General features: G+C 33.3%; 10 protein-coding genes. 8 read left to right on the plus strand and 2 right to left on the minus strand.

The features are described from left to right. Positions 1-79 precede the first annotated feature (79 nt). From N5D90_RS05135 to N5D90_RS05155, 5 genes are all read left to right on the plus strand, one after another. Positions 80-2,257 carry a glycoside hydrolase family 97 protein gene (locus N5D90_RS05135; protein ID WP_280061791.1) on the plus strand — a complete coding sequence of 726 codons (2,178 nt, stop codon included), beginning with the start codon at positions 80-82 and terminating at the stop codon, positions 2,255-2,257. 78 nt (positions 2,258-2,335) lie between these two features. Further along, positions 2,336-3,991, plus strand: coding sequence for an alpha-amylase family glycosyl hydrolase (locus N5D90_RS05140; RefSeq protein WP_280061792.1), 1,656 nt, complete (start codon positions 2,336-2,338; stop codon positions 3,989-3,991). Between the two features lie 25 nt (positions 3,992-4,016). After that, on the plus strand, positions 4,017-5,405 hold the full coding sequence (locus N5D90_RS05145) for an alpha-amylase family glycosyl hydrolase (protein WP_280061793.1): 1,389 nt from the start codon (positions 4,017-4,019) through the stop codon (positions 5,403-5,405). Positions 5,406-5,484: 79 nt separating this feature from the next. Beyond that, positions 5,485-6,096 carry a PepSY-like domain-containing protein gene (locus N5D90_RS05150; RefSeq protein WP_280061794.1) on the plus strand — a complete coding sequence of 204 codons (612 nt, stop codon included), beginning with the start codon at positions 5,485-5,487 and terminating at the stop codon, positions 6,094-6,096. A 128-nt stretch (positions 6,097-6,224) separates the two neighbouring features. Beyond that, positions 6,225-7,826 (plus strand): class I SAM-dependent methyltransferase, encoded by a 1,602-nt coding sequence (locus N5D90_RS05155; RefSeq protein WP_125349446.1) that lies wholly within the window; start codon positions 6,225-6,227, stop codon positions 7,824-7,826. A 74-nt stretch (positions 7,827-7,900) separates the two neighbouring features. On the opposite strand, the gene N5D90_RS05160 is transcribed toward N5D90_RS05155, so the two are convergent. After that, positions 7,901-8,917, minus strand: coding sequence for a hypothetical protein (locus N5D90_RS05160; protein WP_280050768.1), 1,017 nt, complete (start codon positions 8,915-8,917; stop codon positions 7,901-7,903). Between the two features lie 218 nt (positions 8,918-9,135). Continuing rightward, positions 9,136-11,877, minus strand: coding sequence for a pitrilysin family protein (locus N5D90_RS05165; protein ID WP_280061795.1), 2,742 nt, complete (start codon positions 11,875-11,877; stop codon positions 9,136-9,138). A 120-nt stretch (positions 11,878-11,997) separates the two neighbouring features. On the opposite strand from N5D90_RS05165, the gene N5D90_RS05170 reads away from it, so the two are divergent. The 3 genes from N5D90_RS05170 (at position 11,998) to N5D90_RS05180 (ending at position 18,416) form a co-directional block, all read left to right on the plus strand. Continuing rightward, a complete protein-coding gene (locus tag N5D90_RS05170; protein ID WP_244958001.1) occupies positions 11,998-14,412 on the plus strand; it encodes a thiamine pyrophosphate-dependent enzyme in 2,415 nt (804 codons plus the stop codon). Between the two features lie 91 nt (positions 14,413-14,503). Continuing rightward, positions 14,504-15,754, plus strand: coding sequence for a type IX secretion system plug protein domain-containing protein (locus N5D90_RS05175; protein ID WP_280061796.1), 1,251 nt, complete (start codon positions 14,504-14,506; stop codon positions 15,752-15,754). A 22-nt stretch (positions 15,755-15,776) separates the two neighbouring features. Then, complete coding sequence (locus N5D90_RS05180; RefSeq protein WP_280061797.1) at positions 15,777-18,416, plus strand: DEAD/DEAH box helicase family protein; 2,640 nt, start codon at positions 15,777-15,779, stop codon at positions 18,414-18,416. Position 18,417 lies beyond the last annotated feature (1 nt).

Consider the following 18,417-nt stretch of genomic DNA (forward strand, 5'->3'; position numbering starts at 1 on the left):
GTTCAGCTTGACAAGAAATTTATTGCTTTACGCATTAGGCGTAAAGCATAAAACAGACAATAAAACAAAAACAAGAAATATGAAAAACTTTAAGTTTATACTGGGGTTAGGAATCGCGATGATGAATATGGTTTATGGACAAGAATTGAAATCTCCAAACGGAAATTTTGTAATGGATTTTTCGTTGTCTAAAGATGGAAAACCTACTTATCAGTTAAAATACAAAGGAAAAGATGTGGTTAAACCAAGTCATTTAGGATTTGAGTTTAAAACGAAGCATAAAGAAATGGATTTTGCAGTGCAAGATCGAGTAGAAGATGAGCGTGCAAAAGACATTGCAAACTTCTTATCAGGTTTCAAAATTATTGATACTAAAACATCAACTTTTGATGAAACTTGGAAACCGGTTTGGGGAGAAGTAGACAAAATCAGAAATAATTTCAACGAATTAGCGGTGACGGTTTCTCAACCAAATACAGATAGACAAATGATTATTCGTTTTCGTTTGTTTAATGAAGGATTAGGTTTCCGTTACGAATTCCCAGAACAAAAGAATTTGAAATATTTTGTGATCAAAGAAGAGCATTCACAATTCGCAATGGCAGGAGATCATACTGCTTTTTGGATTCCTGGTGATTACGATACGCAAGAATACGATTACACAGAATCTAAATTATCAGAAATTAGAGGATTATTTGATAAAGCTTATATTGGAAATGCATCTCAACAAGCTTTCTCAAAAACAGGAGTACAAACATCTTTGATGATGAAAGCAACAAATGGACTTTACATCAATTTACACGAAGCAGCGTTGATTAATTATCCTGCAATGAGTTTGAATTTAGATGATAAAACATTAACGTTTGAATCTTGGTTGACTCCTGATGCTTTGGGTGATAAAGGTTATTTACAAGCGCCTTTCAATACGCCTTGGCGTACTATTATTGCGAGTGATGATGCACGAGAAGTTGCTTTCAAAGGTCCGCAATTGGTTTATAATTTGAATGAACCTTCAAAAATTAAAGATACTTCTTGGATCAAACCTGTAAAATACGTTGGTGTTTGGTGGGAAATGATTACAGGAAAAAGCTCTTGGGCATATACAGATGATTTTCCGACAGTACAATTAGGTGTAACCGATTATAAAAATGCGAAGCCAAACGGAAAACATGGAGCAAATAACGAACATGTAAAAGAATACATCGATTTTGCTGCAGAAAACGGATTTGATGCTGTTTTAGTTGAAGGTTGGAACGAAGGTTGGGAAGATTGGTTCGGTAATCACAAAGACTATGTGTTCGATTTTGTAACACCTTATCCAGATTTTGATGTGAAAATGTTAAATGCTTATGCAAAATCTAAAGGTGTAAAAATTATGATGCACCACGAAACTTCGGGTTCTATTCGTAATTATGAAAGACATTTGGAAAAAGCCTATAAATTCATGAACGATAACGGTTATACATCTGTAAAAAGTGGATATGTAGGTGATATCGTTCCTCGTGGAGATTATCATTACAGCCAAAATACGATTAATCATTATCAATATGCAATCGAAAAAGCGGCTGAATATAAAATTATGGTTAATGCTCACGAAGCGGTTCGTCCTACAGGAGTTGCGCGTACATGGCCAAATTTAATCGGAAACGAATCTGCTCGTGGAACAGAATACCAAGCTTTCGGTGGTTCTAAACCAAATCACGTAACGGTTTTACCTTTCACGCGTCTTTTAGGTGGGCCAATGGATTACACGCCTGGTATTTTCGAAATGGATGTGAAAAAATTAAATCCAAACAACTATTCTCACGTCAATTCTACGATTGCAAATCAGTTGGCTTTATACGTGACAATGTATTCGCCTTTGCAAATGGCTGCTGATATTATTGAGCATTACAAACAATTTTCTGATGCATTTCAATTCATCAAAGATGTACCTGTAGATTGGCAAGATTCTAACTATTTAGAAGCTGAACCAGGAAGATATTTAACAATTGCACGTAAAGACAAAAACTCAAATAATTGGTTTGTTGGAAATGTAAATGGTGAAACGCCACGTTCAACGAAAATCAAATTAGATTTCTTAGATAAAGGAAAAAAATACGAAGCGAAAATCTATGCTGATGCAAAAGATGCGCATTATAAAACAAATCCTCAAGCCTATAAAATCGAAACAAAAAAGGTTGATTCAAAATCTGTTTTAGATTTAACATCTCAAGCTGGTGGAGGTTTTGCAATTAGCATTAAAGAGATTAAATAAGTCTTAAGTTACAAGTTCTACGTTATAAGTTGAGAAATATTTCACTTAAAACGTAGAACTTAAAACATACAACGTATTATGAAAAAAATACTTTTCACATTAGGAATAGCGTCATTGTTTTTAAGCTCTTGTTCAAAAACAACAACACAAGCTACGCAAACAAATCATTCAGAAAAACAACCATTTGTTTGGAATGGTGCAAATATTTATTTTTTGTTGACCGATCGTTTCGCGAATGGAGATAAAAAGAATGATGTCAACTATGGGAGAACTGCTGAAACTTCTAAATTAAGAGGTTTTGAAGGTGGAGATTTTCGTGGAGTAATCAATAAAATAGAAGATAATTATTTTTCAGATTTAGGAGTTAATGCGATTTGGATGACACCGATTGTGGAGCAAATTCACGGTTTTGTAGACGAAGGACAAGGAAAAACATATGGATTTCACGGTTATTGGACAAAAGATTGGACGTCGATTGATAAAAACTGGGGAACTGAAAAAGAGTTGCAAGAATTGGTAGACAAAGCCCATGCGAAAGGCATTCGTATTATGTTGGATGCGGTGATTAATCACACAGGTCCAGTCACAAATTCGGACGGCGTTTTTCCTGCTGATTGGGTTCGTGTTTCGCCACAATGTACCTATGAATCTTACAAAACGACGATAGAATGTACGTTGGTGAAAAATCTTCCAGACATTTTAACAGAATCAGAAAATGATGTGATGTTGCCACCGCAATTGTTAGCAAAATGGTCGCAAGAAGGTCGTTTGGACAAAGAAGTTGCTGAATTGAATGCTTTTTTCGCGAAATATAATCTTCCAAAAGCACCGAAATATTACATTATGAAATGGCTTTCAGATTATATTCGTAAGTACGGAATTGATGGTTATCGTGTCGATACGGTGAAACATACAGAAGAAAATGTTTGGAAGAAATTCGAAGAAATTTGTCAAGATGCGTTTGCTGAATATAAAGCGAATAATCCTACAAAAATATTGGATCATAATAAGTTTTTCTTGTTAGGAGAAGTTTATGGATATTCGATTAATGATGGTCAACAATATAATTTCCCTGATAAAACGGTTAATTATTTCGAGAATGGATTTGATGCATTAATCAATTTTGATTTACGTTCAACTCAAAAAGAATCTAATCAAACTGTTTTTGATCGATACAATGATATTCTTCAAAACAAGATGAAAGGAAAGTCTGTAATGAGCTACATTACATCGCACGATGATGGTTCGCCTTTTGATAAAGATCGTCAAAATCCTTGGGACGCAGGAACTCGATTGTTGTTGGCGCCAGGGATTTCGCAAATTTATTATGGAGACGAAACGGCTCGTCCGTTAGAGGTTGAAGGTGTTGATGGAGATGCAAATCTTCGTTCGAATATGAATTGGGAAGATATCAAACCAAATTCAGAAACGGAATCATTATTGAATCATTACCAAAAATTAGGACAATTTAGACGAAATCATCCAGCAGTTGGAGCAGGAAATCAAACAGATTTGCAAAATTCTCCGTATATTTTTACAAGAAAATATAAGACAGACGAAGTGGTGATTGGTTTGGAAATGCCAATTGGTAAAAAGACAATTAATGTAAGTTTTGTTTGGAAAGATGGTACGAAAGTTCGCGATGCTTATTCAGGTTTTTCTGGAAAAGTTGTGAACGGAAATTTAGAATTGAATACAACTTCTGATATTGTATTATTGGAAAAAGTGAATTAGTTTTTTGAGAAGTAATAGAAGAAAAATGATAAAAAAAATAGTTGGTTTAACCTTGATGACAACTTTGTTTTTAACAAGTTGTGAAAGCAAAAAGGAAACAAAGTCAGAAGACGTTAAAAAAGAAAGGAAAGAACAAAGTATTTTGCCTTTTACGGCTGATATGGCAGAAACTTCTGTGATTTATGAAGTGAATGTTCGTCAATTTTCACCAGAAGGAACTTTTGCTGCGGTAACAAAAGAGATTTCGAATATCAAGAAATTAGGGGTTAAAATCCTTTGGATTATGCCTATTTATCCAATTGGAGAAGAAAACCGAAAAGAAGGTTTAGGTTCGTATTATTCGATCAAAGATTATAGAGGAATCAATCCAGAATTTGGAAATGCCGAAGATTTCAAGAAATTAGTTGATGAGGCGCACAAAAACGGAATCTATGTGATTTTGGATTGGGTTGCGAATCACACGGCTTGGGATCATCCTTGGGTAAAACAACATCCTGATTGGTACGAACAAGATAAGAATGGAAAAATGCATTCTCCTTACGATTGGTCGGATGTTGTGGCGCTAAATTTCGATAACAAAGAAATGCGCAAACAGATGATTGCCGATATGAAATATTGGTTAGATGATTTCAAAATTGATGGTTTCCGTTGTGATATGGCGCATGAAGTTCCGACAGATTTTTGGAACGAAGCAAAACCACAATTGGCAAATGGTCGCGAAATTTTTATGTTAGCTGAAACGGAGAAACCAGAATTATTAGCAAATGATGCATTTGACGCCGCTTACGGATGGGAAATTCATCATATCATGAATGATATTGCAAAAGGTAAGAAAAACGTTTCTGCGATTGATGCGTACATGGATTCGATTCCGAAAAAATGGCAAGCCGATGATTATAAATTATTGTTCACATCAAATCATGACGAAAATTCTTGGGCTGGAACTGAATATGAAAGAATGGGTGATGCAGTGGAAACATTTGCTGCATTAACATATACTTTACCAGGAATTCCGTTGATTTATAATGGACAAGAAGAAGATTTTAATCGTCGTTTAAAATTCTTTGTCAAAGATTCTATTGATCGTAATCCAACTTCAAAAATGCGTGGCGTTTATGAAAAGTTAGGAGAACTTAAAATCACAAATGAAGCGTTTAATGGAGCGAAAAAAGCAGCTTCTTACGAACGTTTGAAAACATCTGATGATAAATCTATCTTAGCATTCAAACGTCAAAAAAATACGACAGATGCTTATTTTATAGCGAATTTTACGAAAACAAATAAAGAAATTACAGTTCCAATCAATGGGGTGTACAAAAACTTTATGAACAACGAAGATGTTACATTTGATGCAACAACAAAACTGAAATTAAAACCTTGGGAATACCTGATTTTAGTTCAGAAGAAAAAATAAATTCTTAAAAGCTGGTTAAATTTTTAACCAGCTTTTTTTATGGTATAATGCTTGTTGATAAACGTTTAAAATCCAAATCATGAGAAAAATAATTTTATCAACAGCCGCCATTTTAAGTTTAGTTTTATCTTCGTGCGAATCGAAGAAAACAGAAAACACAGAAGTTGTAACAAATAAATCTGAAGTTGCAGAACAGCCAATTGTTTCGGAGAGTGATATTGCAAATAATCCAGAGTCATCGACTTCGTCAAATACCTATGTGGTTTTGCAAGATAATGGTCAACAAAAAACGGTAAATATTGACCCGAATGAAACCGTTATTTCAGCAAATAATTTGCCTGTTAATGCACAAAATTTTGTTTCGAAAAACTTTGGTAATATGGAGTTCGTGAATGCGATAAAAGAAGTTGAACGCAATATCACAACATATAATATTCAGTTGAAAGACGGAACAAAAATAGAATTTACAGATAATGGTGATTGGAAGGAAGTGAAAAATGGTCTAGGAAAAGCGATTCCGATTAAATTTTTCCCAGATAATATTCAAAAATATCTTCAAACTAAATATCCTAAAATTGATGCGAAATCAATTGAAATGGATACAAAAGATAAAGAAATAAAAGTAGAATTGTTACAAAATAATGTCGATTTGAAATTTGATCTGAATGGTAATTTTATCAAAATTGATTAATCACATACATCAAAAACCTTATCAATAGATGAGGTTTTTTTTATTTCTGATTTTTAAAATTTTACAATAACCTTCACATCAACTTTTCGCAATTTTCAATATATTTATAGTAGAAAAAATCAACCAAAATGGATAAAAAATATTTGAGATCGCTAATTTTTAGACATCTCGATGGTTTGGTAACGGCTCCGGTATTAAGCGCTTTGGCTAAAAAAGGAGCTTTGCATTACATTGTCGAGCACAAAACTATACAGTTAGAAGAATTGACAAAAGAATTTCAGGCAAACGAAGGTTATCTAAATGTTGCTTTGCGTGTATTGGCTTCGCAGAATATGTTAGAATATTCGGTGGACAATGCGAAAGATAATGTCGAAATTCAAACCAATAAATATTCGGATCGCGCATTTACTAATATTGATATTTACCATGATTTAGCTGTTTTTTTGGCAGAAAATGAGGTAATCAATCAACATGATTTTTCGGATGAGTTTTGTAAAAAATGGATCAAATTATTTGATAAATATAAAACTTATTTGATGACTGCTGATGACGAAGAGTTTCTTGAAAAACCTTTGCATTATCAAATTACCAAACATATCGAAGGCGTTTTAGTTGGACCAATTATTGTGCGAATGGGAATGAGCGGTTTGTTTCATAAATACTTTATGGAAGCCTCTTTCAATCCAGATGAATTTCACAAAAATCCACAAACTTTCGAAAAAATATTGGAAAGATTAACCGAATTAGGTTGGTTTACTAAACACGAAAAAAACTATAAATTCACCGAAATAGGATTGTTTTTTGCGCGTCGTGCAACATCGTATGGTGTTACAGTTTCTTATTTACCAATGTTTGCAAAGTTGAATGATTTACTTTTCGGTTCGCCAACAAAATTGCGTGAAATTACCGATGGTGAAGATGAGCAACATGTGAATCGCGAAATGAATGTTTGGGGTAGTGGAGGAGCTCATTCCACTTATTTCAAAGTGATAGATGAGTTTATTGTTGATATTTTCAATCGTCCGATAGAAGAGCAACCGAAAGGGATTTTGGATATGGGATGTGGAAATGGAGCGCTTTTGCAACATTTGTATGATGTGATAGAACGTCAAACCTTACGCGGAAAACATCTAGACGAATACCCACTTTTCTTGGTTGGTGCAGATTATAATCAAGCAGCATTGAAAGTGACGCGTGCCAATTTAATTAAAAATGATATTTGGGCAAAAGTGATTTGGGGCGATATTGGCGATCCAGATCGTTTAGCAACAGATTTGAAAAATGATTATTCAATAGAGTTGAGTGATTTATTAAATATCCGAACATTTTTAGATCATAATCGAATTTGGGAAGATGTAGAAGATGTCAAAACAAATCGAATTAGTGCTTCTACAGGAGCTTTTGCGTTTAGAGGAAAACGATTATCAAACAATGATGTGGAACAAAACTTATTGAATCATCTTAAAAAATGGGCGCCTTATGTAGATAAATTTGGATTGTTGTTGATCGAATTACATACGATTTCTCCAGATTTAACGGCGAAGAATTTAGGAAATACGCCTGCAACAGCGTATGATGCGACGCATGGATTCTCGGATCAATATATTGTGGAAGTAGATGTTTTTCATCGTATTTGTCAAGAAACTGGTTTGGTTCCAGATAAAACATTGTTCAAAAAATATCCAAACAACGAATTGGCAACTGTTAGTATTAATCTTTTGAAACGATAATATTTAAAAAATATATTAAATCAAAAAAAAGCTCAGCAATTGCTGAGCTTTCTTGGTTAGTCTTGTATCAATAATTAGTTTAGGGTTATTTTTGCTTGACTAATCTTAAATCCATTTTCGTAAACATTGAACGTGTAAACTCCTTTTTGGAATTCCTCGTTTTCCCAATCAAACGTAATATTTTTTGTTTGTCCGTTTGTGTAATTAAAGTTGATTGCATCAGAGAAATTTACTGTATCTCCAGATCTCAATTCAATTTGTCCACCTTGTGCATTTCCATATCTTCCTAAAGTTCCATCAGGATTATAGATAGCAACATATAATTTTTTCTCTCCAGATTCTGTTCTCGAATTACGATCTACATCAAAAGAAACACGAATTTTATCTATACGTTTTGCACGTGTTTTTTCAACTTCTTTTCCGCTATTTCTTACACGAATTCCTTTGATTTGTTGATTCGAAACAGATAAAGTTGAACTTAATTCATTAATCTTTCCTTTCGAAATTGCATTGTCTTTTTGACGAACACTTTTTTCTGTTTCGTAGTTATATGTTAACTCTTTATTGTTTTCTCTTAAATTATTGTTGTCTGTTGTTAAAGCAGAATTTTTATTATTTAATTCGTCAACACTACGTACAAGAATTGCATTTTCTTTTTGTAAACGCGCAACTTCAGATTTGTAATTTTTTACACTTCCTTCTAAATCGTTGATCATTTTACGAGCACGATTCATTTCTTCTGCAGTTGGATTGTCTTTATCTAGAATTTCTTGAATATCTTGATTCTTTAACTGAATCATATTTTCTTTATCACCCAATAAATTGTTACGATCTTCGATGCGAGCTTTATATTGTGTATAGTCGTTTAAAATCGAATCATATTGTTTACGAATTTGATCTTTTTGACCCGTTTCGTTTTTAAGGATTTGAGAATTTAAAGATTCATTTTTTTCAAGATTCCCGATTTGATTTGCTTGATAAATATTATATCCCACACTTCCGGCTAATAAGATTCCGACAAGTGCCAAAGGAACTACTAAGCCATTTTTTCCTTTGTTTGTTGGTTGATTGTTTTCTTCTAATCCTTGCATATGAATTATTATTTAAGGTTAATTGTTTTTTTATTGTTTTTAGTGTTAAGAAATTATGATGCCAAAAACTTAGGATGATGTTAAAACAAGGTTTTTTTAACAAATTTTTTCACATTTTAGACCGAAAATGAATAATTATGCAGAATTTTATTCTAAATAAATCATAAAAAAAGCTCCAGAATAATCTGAAGCTTTCTTTCTATTTTGATGAATTGTATTTACTTTTTATCAAAAGTTCCTGTGTAAACAGAAGTCAATTTATCTAAAGAAATGTACTTTTTGAACACTTCGTTCACTTGGTTTACATTCAATGCATCTACTTTTTTCTCTAAATTATCAAATTCATCAAACGTAATTCCATTCAATAAATAACCATTCGATAAACCTAATAAAGTTCCGTCAGTTCCCAAAGAAGTCGTACGACCGTTTTTCCAACTTACAATATTTGTTTTCAATTCGTCCGCTGTGAAACCATCTTTCAATGCTTTTGCAACTTCTTCTTTCAATGCTTTTTCTACCGCTTCACGTTTTGTAGGATTCAAGAATGCATAATATCCCCAAGAAGAAACATCGTTTTTAGGATCGCTTGGAATCGAAACAAATGAACCTGCACCGTAGCTGATTCCTTCTTTTTCTCTTAATCGCATAGGGATACGAGCAGATAAAAATCCTCCACTTCCAATCATTTCATTTGCCATTATCATTGCAGCATAATCAGCACTTTCACGATTCATTTTGAAGTTAATTGATCCAACTGCAGCAGCATTTTCTTTGTCTGGAATGTTGTAAAGTTTATCCTCTTTTTTCGTTGCTGTAAAAGTCGGATACGCTTTTTCGTACTTCGATTTGCTGTTCCATTTACCAAAAGTATCATTCAATAATTTTTCAACTTTAGCTTTGTCATTTGTTCCAACAATAGAAACAACGCCATTTTGCGCACCTAAAATATTTTTATAAAAATCAACTAAATCAGCTTGTTTGATTTTCTTCAAATCATCTTTCGTTTCAGCAAAAGAAGCTGTGTAGAAAATAGAAGATTTAGGATAATTAGATGTTAAACGACTAATTTCGTTGAAGGCTAATGCTTGTGGATCGTTTGTATTTGCATCTAAATATGTTACATATTCGTTCACAGATTTCGCTAATTCAGCATCTGGGAAAGTAGGTTCTGTAATGATTTGACGCACAATATCCATAGTTTTGTCTAATGAATTTTTGTACGTGTTGATTGTAACAGATAAATTTTGTCCTCCAAATCTAAATCCAACTGAAGATTTTAAAGCATCTAATTGATCTTTGATTTGTTCTTTTGTTAGATTCTTCGTTCCAGACATTAACAATTCAGCCGTTAATTGACCTATCATTCCTTTATTTGCCAAATCTTTTTCATTTGAAACAGGTAAATTAAATGAAAGAATTACTTTTTCACCTTTAATTTCTTTATCGATGATTCCGTATTTCAGACCATTGTTCAATTTTCCTTCTGCATAATGAGCTTTCAAATTTTTGATCGAAGCTTCAAATGGTTTTGCTTCTTTCTCAACTGCGCGACCTTTGTAATTCGAAACTAATTCTGAGATTTGTTTATTCGTTAATTCAGTCGGTTTTACACGAATTTCATCTTTCGTAGGAATAAAAGTTCCAACTGTTCTATTATTCGCTCTAAAATATTTTTCAGCAACACGTTTTACATCTTCTTTGGTTACTTTCTCGATATTATCGCGGTACAAGAAACCTAAACGATAATCACCAGCACCAACAATTTCTGTTAAACCAATGGCATAATTAATCGTATTATTTTTTTGATTTTCGATGTTTTTCACAATACTTGCTTTCGCACGTTGCACATCTTGATCAGTATAATTAATTGTAGCAACTTTGTCTAATTCAGCACGAATATCATTTTTCGTTTGCTCGATATTTTTCTCTTTTGGAATTTCAGTTCCAATATAGAAGAAACTAGCATCACGAACTTCTGGACTATACGCCCAAATTGATGCAATTTTGTGTGTATCAACCAAAGATTTGTACAAATATCCAGAAGGATCTGAAGTTAAAATATTATTTAAAACATCAATTGCCGCATAATCTTTATCGCTATATGCTGCAACGTGATACATTACACCAACCGATTGCGAATCTCCTGCACGTTTTACTTCAACAAATTTTTCACCATCTTGCGCTGGTTCAACTGTTAAAATTTCGTCTAAAACACGCGTTGGTTTTGAAATTGAAGCAAAATATTGATTCACATATTCCATCGTTTTTTTCTCGTCAAATTTTCCAGCAATAATTAAAGTTGCATTATCTGGTTGATAATATTTTTCGTAGAATTTGCGTAATTGAGGAGATTTTACACGCTCAATATCTTCTTTAGATCCAATGGTAGATTTTCCGTAATTGTGCCATAAATATCCAGCCGAAATAACGCGTTCCATTAAAACACCTGACGGATCATTTTCACCAATTTCAAATTCATTACGCACAACCGAAAATTCTTTGTCCAAATCTTCTTGTTTAATGGTTGCGTTAATCATTCGATCAGCTTCCATTTCCAAACTCCAACGTAAATTTTCGTCGCTTGAAGGGAAAACTTCGTAATAATTTGTACGATCATAATATGTCGTTCCATTTGCGCGTCCACCTTTGTCAGATAACATTTTCTTGATATCACCTAAATTCTTAGTTGATTTAAACAACATATGTTCTAACAAATGTGCCATTCCTTTTTCGCCATAACCTTCGTGTTTAGAACCAACATTGTAAACAATATTTACGACAACATTACTTTGCGATTGATCAGGAACCAATAAAACTTGTAATCCATTTGGTAGTTTGTACTCCTTAATTCCTTCTACTTGCGTCACAAAAGTTGCGCTTCCAGATTTAGTTTGAGCCATTAAGTAAGGCGAATTTGCAAAGGCAAAAACCAGACATATACTCAGTAAAGTTTTTTTCATGTATTTATTTTTATAGTTATTAATTGGATGATACAATTCTATAATCTATTCGTTAGACGCAAATTGTATGGTGTAAGTTACAAATCTTTTGTTAAATTTGTGATGCAACAAACAAAAGAAATGGAAACAAAAGAGGTAAATAAAATTACTTTCGAAGAGTTTAAAAGTCAAATCATTAATGATTACAAGACGGCTTTTATGTCTCGCGAAGTAAGTCTTTTAGGGAGAAGAGAAGTACTTACTGGGAAAGCAAAATTTGGAATTTTTGGTGATGGAAAAGAATTACCACAAATTGCAATGGCAAAAGTATTCAAAAATGGAGATTTTCGTTCCGGATACTACCGCGATCAAACATTTATGTTCGCAATTGGTCAATTAACAGTTGAACAATTTTTTGCACAATTATATGCTTTAACAGATTTAGAGAAAGAACCTTCATCTGGAGGTCGTCAAATGACATCTCACTTCGGAACACGTTCTTTAAATGAAGACGGTTCTTGGAAAAAATTAACAGAACAAAAAAATTCGAGTGCTGATATTTCGCCAACAGCTGGTCAAATGCCACGTTTGTTAGGTTTAGCACAAGCTTCAAAATATTTTAGAAATGTTCCTCAATCAGACGAAGATCAACAATTTTCTGTAAACGGAAATGAAATTGCTTTCGGAACAATTGGAGATGCAAGTACTTCTGAAGGACATTTTTGGGAAACGATAAATGCTGGTGGAGTTTTGCAAGTGCCAATGGTTGTTTCTATTTGGGACGATGGTTACGGAATTTCTGTACCAGCTAAATTTCAACGTACAAAATCGAATCTTTCTGAATTATTATCAGGTTTCGGAAGAACGGAAGAAGAAAGAGGTTACGAAATTATTACTGTAAAAGCGTGGGATTATCCTGCTTTGATCGAAGCGTATACACGTGCAGAAAGATTTGCGCGCGAGCATCATATTCCGTGTATTGTACACGTGCAAGAATGTACGCAGCCGCAAGGACACTCGACTTCTGGTTCGCACGAACGTTATAAATCAGAGGAGCGTTTGACGTGGGAAAAAGAATTTGATGGAATCACAAAATTCCGTGAATATATTTTAGCATTTGCAGATCATTCGGAAGCAATTATTTCTGCGGAAGAGTTGGATCAGTTAGAAGCTGATGTTAAAGCTGAAGTAAAAGCTTCTCAAAAACAATGTTGGGACGATTATTTGAATCCTATTTTAGATTTGAAAAATGAAGCTTTAGAATTATTAACGAAAGTTGCTTCAGAAAGTGCAAACGGAGCTTTTATCAATATTGAAATTAGTAATCTAAAATCAAAGAAAAGCCCTTTCAAACGTGATGTTTATGGAGCTGTTCGTAAAGTTATTCGTTTAACTCGTTCAGAAAATTTAACTTCAAAAACTGAATTAATTTCTTGGTTAGATGTTAAAATGAAACGCGAAGAAGAAATTTATTCGACTAAATTAGTTTCTGGTACTGCAACGCAAGTTCCACAAGTAAAACCTGAGTTTGGAGAAAATCCAGCGCTAGAAGATGGTCGTGTAATTGTTCGTGATAACTTTGATAAAATTTTCGAAAAATATCCAAAGGCATTAGTTTTTGGTGAAGATGCGGGAAATATTGGTGATGTAAACCAAGGTTTAGAAGGTCTTCAAGCAAAATATGGAATCGATCGTATTTCGGATACAGGTATTCGCGAAGCAACAATTCTTGGTCAAGGAATTGGTTTGGCGATGCGTGGTTTACGTCCAATTGCAGAGATTCAATATTTAGATTATATCCTTTATTGTTTACAAGGAATTTCTGATGATTTGGCAACTGTACTTTATCGTTCGAATGGAGGTCAGAAAGCGCCTGTGATTATCAGAACGCGCGGTCACCGTTTAGAAGGTGTTTGGCATTCAGGTTCGCCAATGGGAGGAATTTTGAATTTGGTTCGTGGCGTGAATGTTTTGGTTCCGCGTGATTTAACAAAAGCCGCAGGTTTTTACAATACATTGATGCAAGCAGATGAACCTGCAATTGTAGTAGAAAGTTTGAACGGTTATCGTCTAAAAGAGCCTGCACCAACTAATATCGGTGAATTTACAACGCCAATTGGTGAAGTAGAAATTACAAAAGAAGGAAAAGATGTAACGTTGTTAACATATGGTTCTACTTGGAGAATTGTGATGGATGCAGCGAAAGAATTGGAGCAATTAGGTATTTCTGTTGAAGTAATTGATGCACAATCTTTATTGCCTTTCGATATTAATGCTGATGTAGCGAAAAGTTTGAACAAAACGAATCGTTTAGTGATTGTTGACGAAGATGTTCCGGGCGGAGCAAGTGCATTCTTATTACAAGAAATTATCGAGAAACAAGGTGGATATTTTACATTAGATAGCGCACCATTAACGATTACAGCGAAAGCTCACCGTCCTGCGTATGCAACTGATGGAGATTATTTCTCAAAACCTTCTGTTGATGATATTACAGAACAAGTTTATGAATTGATGCGCGAAGCAAAACCAAATGAGTTTCCTGCTTTGTACTAAAAAATAAATTTTAGAGTTATATAAGCGTATGTCTTTTTCAAAAAAGGCATGCGCTTTTTTTGTATTTTTAACAATCAAAATTATAATGTAAATGAAATTTTATTCAATCATACTTTGTCTGTTAACTTCTGTTCTTTTTGGACAATTTCAGGATATAATTCCTCCAAAAAATATTAAGACGGTTCAAGTTTTTAATCCACAAACAAACGATAATACGCCTATTATTAAGTTAGGTTCTAGCGAAAGATTGATTTTTCTTTTTGATGATATCAGTGCAGGTTACAAGCGTTATCAATATTCTATTGAACATAGAAATGCAGATTGGTCTGAATCGAATATTTTTCAGACCGAATTTCTAAATGGTGTTAATGCTGATTATGCGCGCACGTATAAGAATTCATTCAATACGTATCAAAAATATACCAATTATCAAATTCAATTTCCGAATGAGCAAATGAATGTAAAATTGCCTGGAAATTATGTGTTGAAAGTGTATTTAGAAAATGATTCGAATCCAATTTTCACGAAACGTTTTGCAGTTTATCAGCCAATTGCAGATGTTGGTGTGATGGTTTCTCGTTACAATAATCCAACGGTAAAAGAGTTAAATCAACGTTTACAAGTTCAAGTTTCGAGCGGAACACAAAATTTGACTGAAGTTCCAGATGGAGCAAAATTATTTTTGATGAAAAATAACAATTGGAATGAAGGTTATTTTGTTAATCGACCATCTTTTTCTCGTCCAAATCAATTAACATATAATGATACCAATATTTTGTTTGACGGTGGTGCAGAATATAATTGGTTTGATAATAAAAATCTAGAAGTTCCGAGTTTAACAACAGAAAAAACATTCAGAAAAGATAGTGTTTACCACACTGTTTTGCGTGCAGATATTCCGAAATATAATTTACCTTATGATGATTATCCAGACATTAATGGAAATTTTTATATCCGAAATAATCGTTATGGAAACGAATATGCAGCAAATTCTGAAGCAGATTATTCGTGGGTTTATTTTGCCTTAGACGCTTTCGAAGATCAAAATGGATTGTACGTTCCGTATGTTGTGGGAGCTTTTAATAATTGGGAAATTGACGAAAACTCAAAATTAGAAAAAGACGATGCAGGATTTTGGGTAACCGAATTATTCTTGAAACAAGGTTATTACAATTATCAATATGTCGTAAAAAATACTAAAACAGGAAAAATTGATCCAAGTTATGTGAGCGGAAGTTTTTGGCAAACTGAAAATCAATATCAAGCGTTGTTTTACTATCGCCCTTGGGGACAACGATACGATGTATTGATGGGATATGGAACTGGAAATTCGAGGAGATAAATAATTCAGTTTTTTATCAATCATGACTTTCAACACTCAACCTATAAAATTTAAGTATTCTTGGCGCGATTATCAACAGCGTGTTTTAGATGAATTAGAATTTCATTTAGAAGATGCGCATCTTAATGTTGTAGCACCTCCTGGCTCTGGAAAAACGGTTTTGGGATTGGAAGTAATGCTTCGAATTAATGAGCCTACGCTTATTTTAGCGCCAACTTTAGCGATTCGTAATCAATGGAAAGATCGATTTATTGAGCTTTTTCTTGATAATAAGGAAGTTGATTGGATTTCGATGGATATTCATCAACCAAAATTTCTTACCATTTCTACTTATCAGGGATTGCATGCTTCGATGATGAAAGACGAACAATCTTTGATTCAATTATTAAAAGAAAATAATGTCAAAACTTTGATTGTAGACGAAGCGCATCATCTAAAAAATGAATGGTGGAAAAGTCTCAATAAAATCAAAAATGAATTATCGCCAAAGGTTGTTGCGCTAACTGCGACTCCGCCTTTTGATGTTGCCAAAGAAGAATGGAATCGTTATCTTACTTTTTGTGGTCCGATTGATTGCGAAATATCTGTTCCAGAATTGGTCAAACAAAAAGATTTATGTCCACATCAAGATTTATTGTTGTGCTCATTTCCCACAAATTTCGAGAGTGAAATTATTTCTAAAAACCTTGAAGAAGTAGAATCTTTTTTCCAAGAAATCAAAGAAAATACAGCTTTGTATGATTTTGTTTTGACGTTAGATTTTATCAAAACGCCCGCAAGTTGTTTCGACGAAATTTATGCAGATTTTGATGCGTATGCGTCTTTTGTGATTTATCTGAAATCGTTTGATACGCCATTGGATTTTCAGCATTTGGATTTATTGGAAAATGAAACGATCGATTTTCCGCCTTTCAATTATTATTGGGCAGAATGTATGTTCAATTATTTGTTGTTTAAAGATGAAGAATTTTATTTAAGACACGAGAAATTCTTGAAACCATTTTTAACGAATTTAAAACGAATCGGAGCAATCGATCAGAAAAAGGTTACGTTACATTATAATCAAAAAGTTAAAAATTCGCTTATAAATAGTGTAAAAAAGATTGATAGCATTGCTGAGATTGTAAATTCAGAATATCAACATTTGGGCGATAATTTGCACATGGTGATTTTGACGGATTATATTCGAAAAGAATTTTATTCGGATAATTTACAGAATGAACCAAGTAAAATAAAGTTGGGCGTTTTTCCAATTTTCGAAAAACTTCGAAATCTAAATTCAGAAATAATTCCACATCTTGCGATTATTACAGGTTCGATGGTAATCGTTTCGAAAACCATTCTTCCAAAAATGATTTATCAGTTCAAAGATAGAGCAGAAGCGATTCAGTTCAAATCGGTGATGTTCGATGATAATTTTTTCGAAGTTGTTGCAGAAGATAATTCAAGAGGAAATTTGTTGGCTGTTTTAACAAAATTATTCAATGAAGGTTTTATCAAAATAATTGTCGGAACTCGCGCTTATTTGGGCGAAGGTTGGGATGCACCAAGTATCAATAGTTTGATTTTAGCGAGTAATGTAGGTTCTTTTGTAACGTCAAATCAGATGCGTGGGCGTGCAATCCGTGTAAATTCTGATGATCCAAATAAAGTGAGTAACGTTTGGCATTTGGTTACGTTGGATTTGTTTGCGCAAAATGGCGGTGGAGATTTGGATAAAATGAAACAACGATTTGAAGCTTTTGTTGGAATTTCGCAAAAGGAAAACACGATTTCGAATGGTATTTCTCGTCTAAATCTTCCTGAACAATTCACTGTGGAATCAATTGAAAATTACAATCAGCAGACGATAGAATGGAGCAAAAATGATATTCAAATTAGAGATTCTTGGACAAATTCTATTGCCGAAGGAACAAAGATTGATAATGAATTAAAGTATTTTTATGACGGAGAAAAAGAATATGATTTCTCAAAACATTTGTATTATTCGAAGTCGATAAAAAGTTTAACAACAAGTTTGCTTCTTTCATTCATCTCTTTTATCGTTTTCTTTTTCGAAGAAAGTATCCGAACACTTTTATTTTCGATGTCGAAAAGAAGTTTTCTTTCAACCATAATTTTTCTCTCAACGGTCGGAATTGTGTATTTCGGAGTTAATTTTTACAAAAACATCAAACTTTATATTCAATATAGAGATATCACCAAAGATTTTCAGAAAATAGCTGTTGCGTTATTCAATACTTTGCAACATTTTAATTTATTGTCTGATGAATTGCGCGAATCAAATATTTTGACAACTGTTGATAAATCTGGAAATATATCGTGCAGTTTATTGTCGGCAACAACTTATGATAAGGCGATTTTTTTAGATTCGCTCGAAAATATTTTAAATCCAATTGATAATCCACGTTATTTTATCGAACGAAAAAGTGTGTTGATGAAGCTTTTCAAACAAAGAGATTATCATTCGGTTCCCGAAATTATTGGTCAACACAAGAAAAAGGCTGAATATTTTCATCAACAATGGTTTCAACTTGTAGGCGATGCAGAATTGCATTATACAAGAAGTTATTATGGGCGAAAAAAGTTGATCAAAGCAAAAATAAAATCGTTAAGTTTTCAGTTAAAGCAACCAATTGAGCATATCAAAAAGTGGAAATAAT

The sequence above is a fragment of the Empedobacter sp. GD03797 genome (genome assembly GCF_029842105.1).
Lineage (GTDB): Bacteria > Bacteroidota > Bacteroidia > Flavobacteriales > Weeksellaceae > Empedobacter > Empedobacter falsenii_C.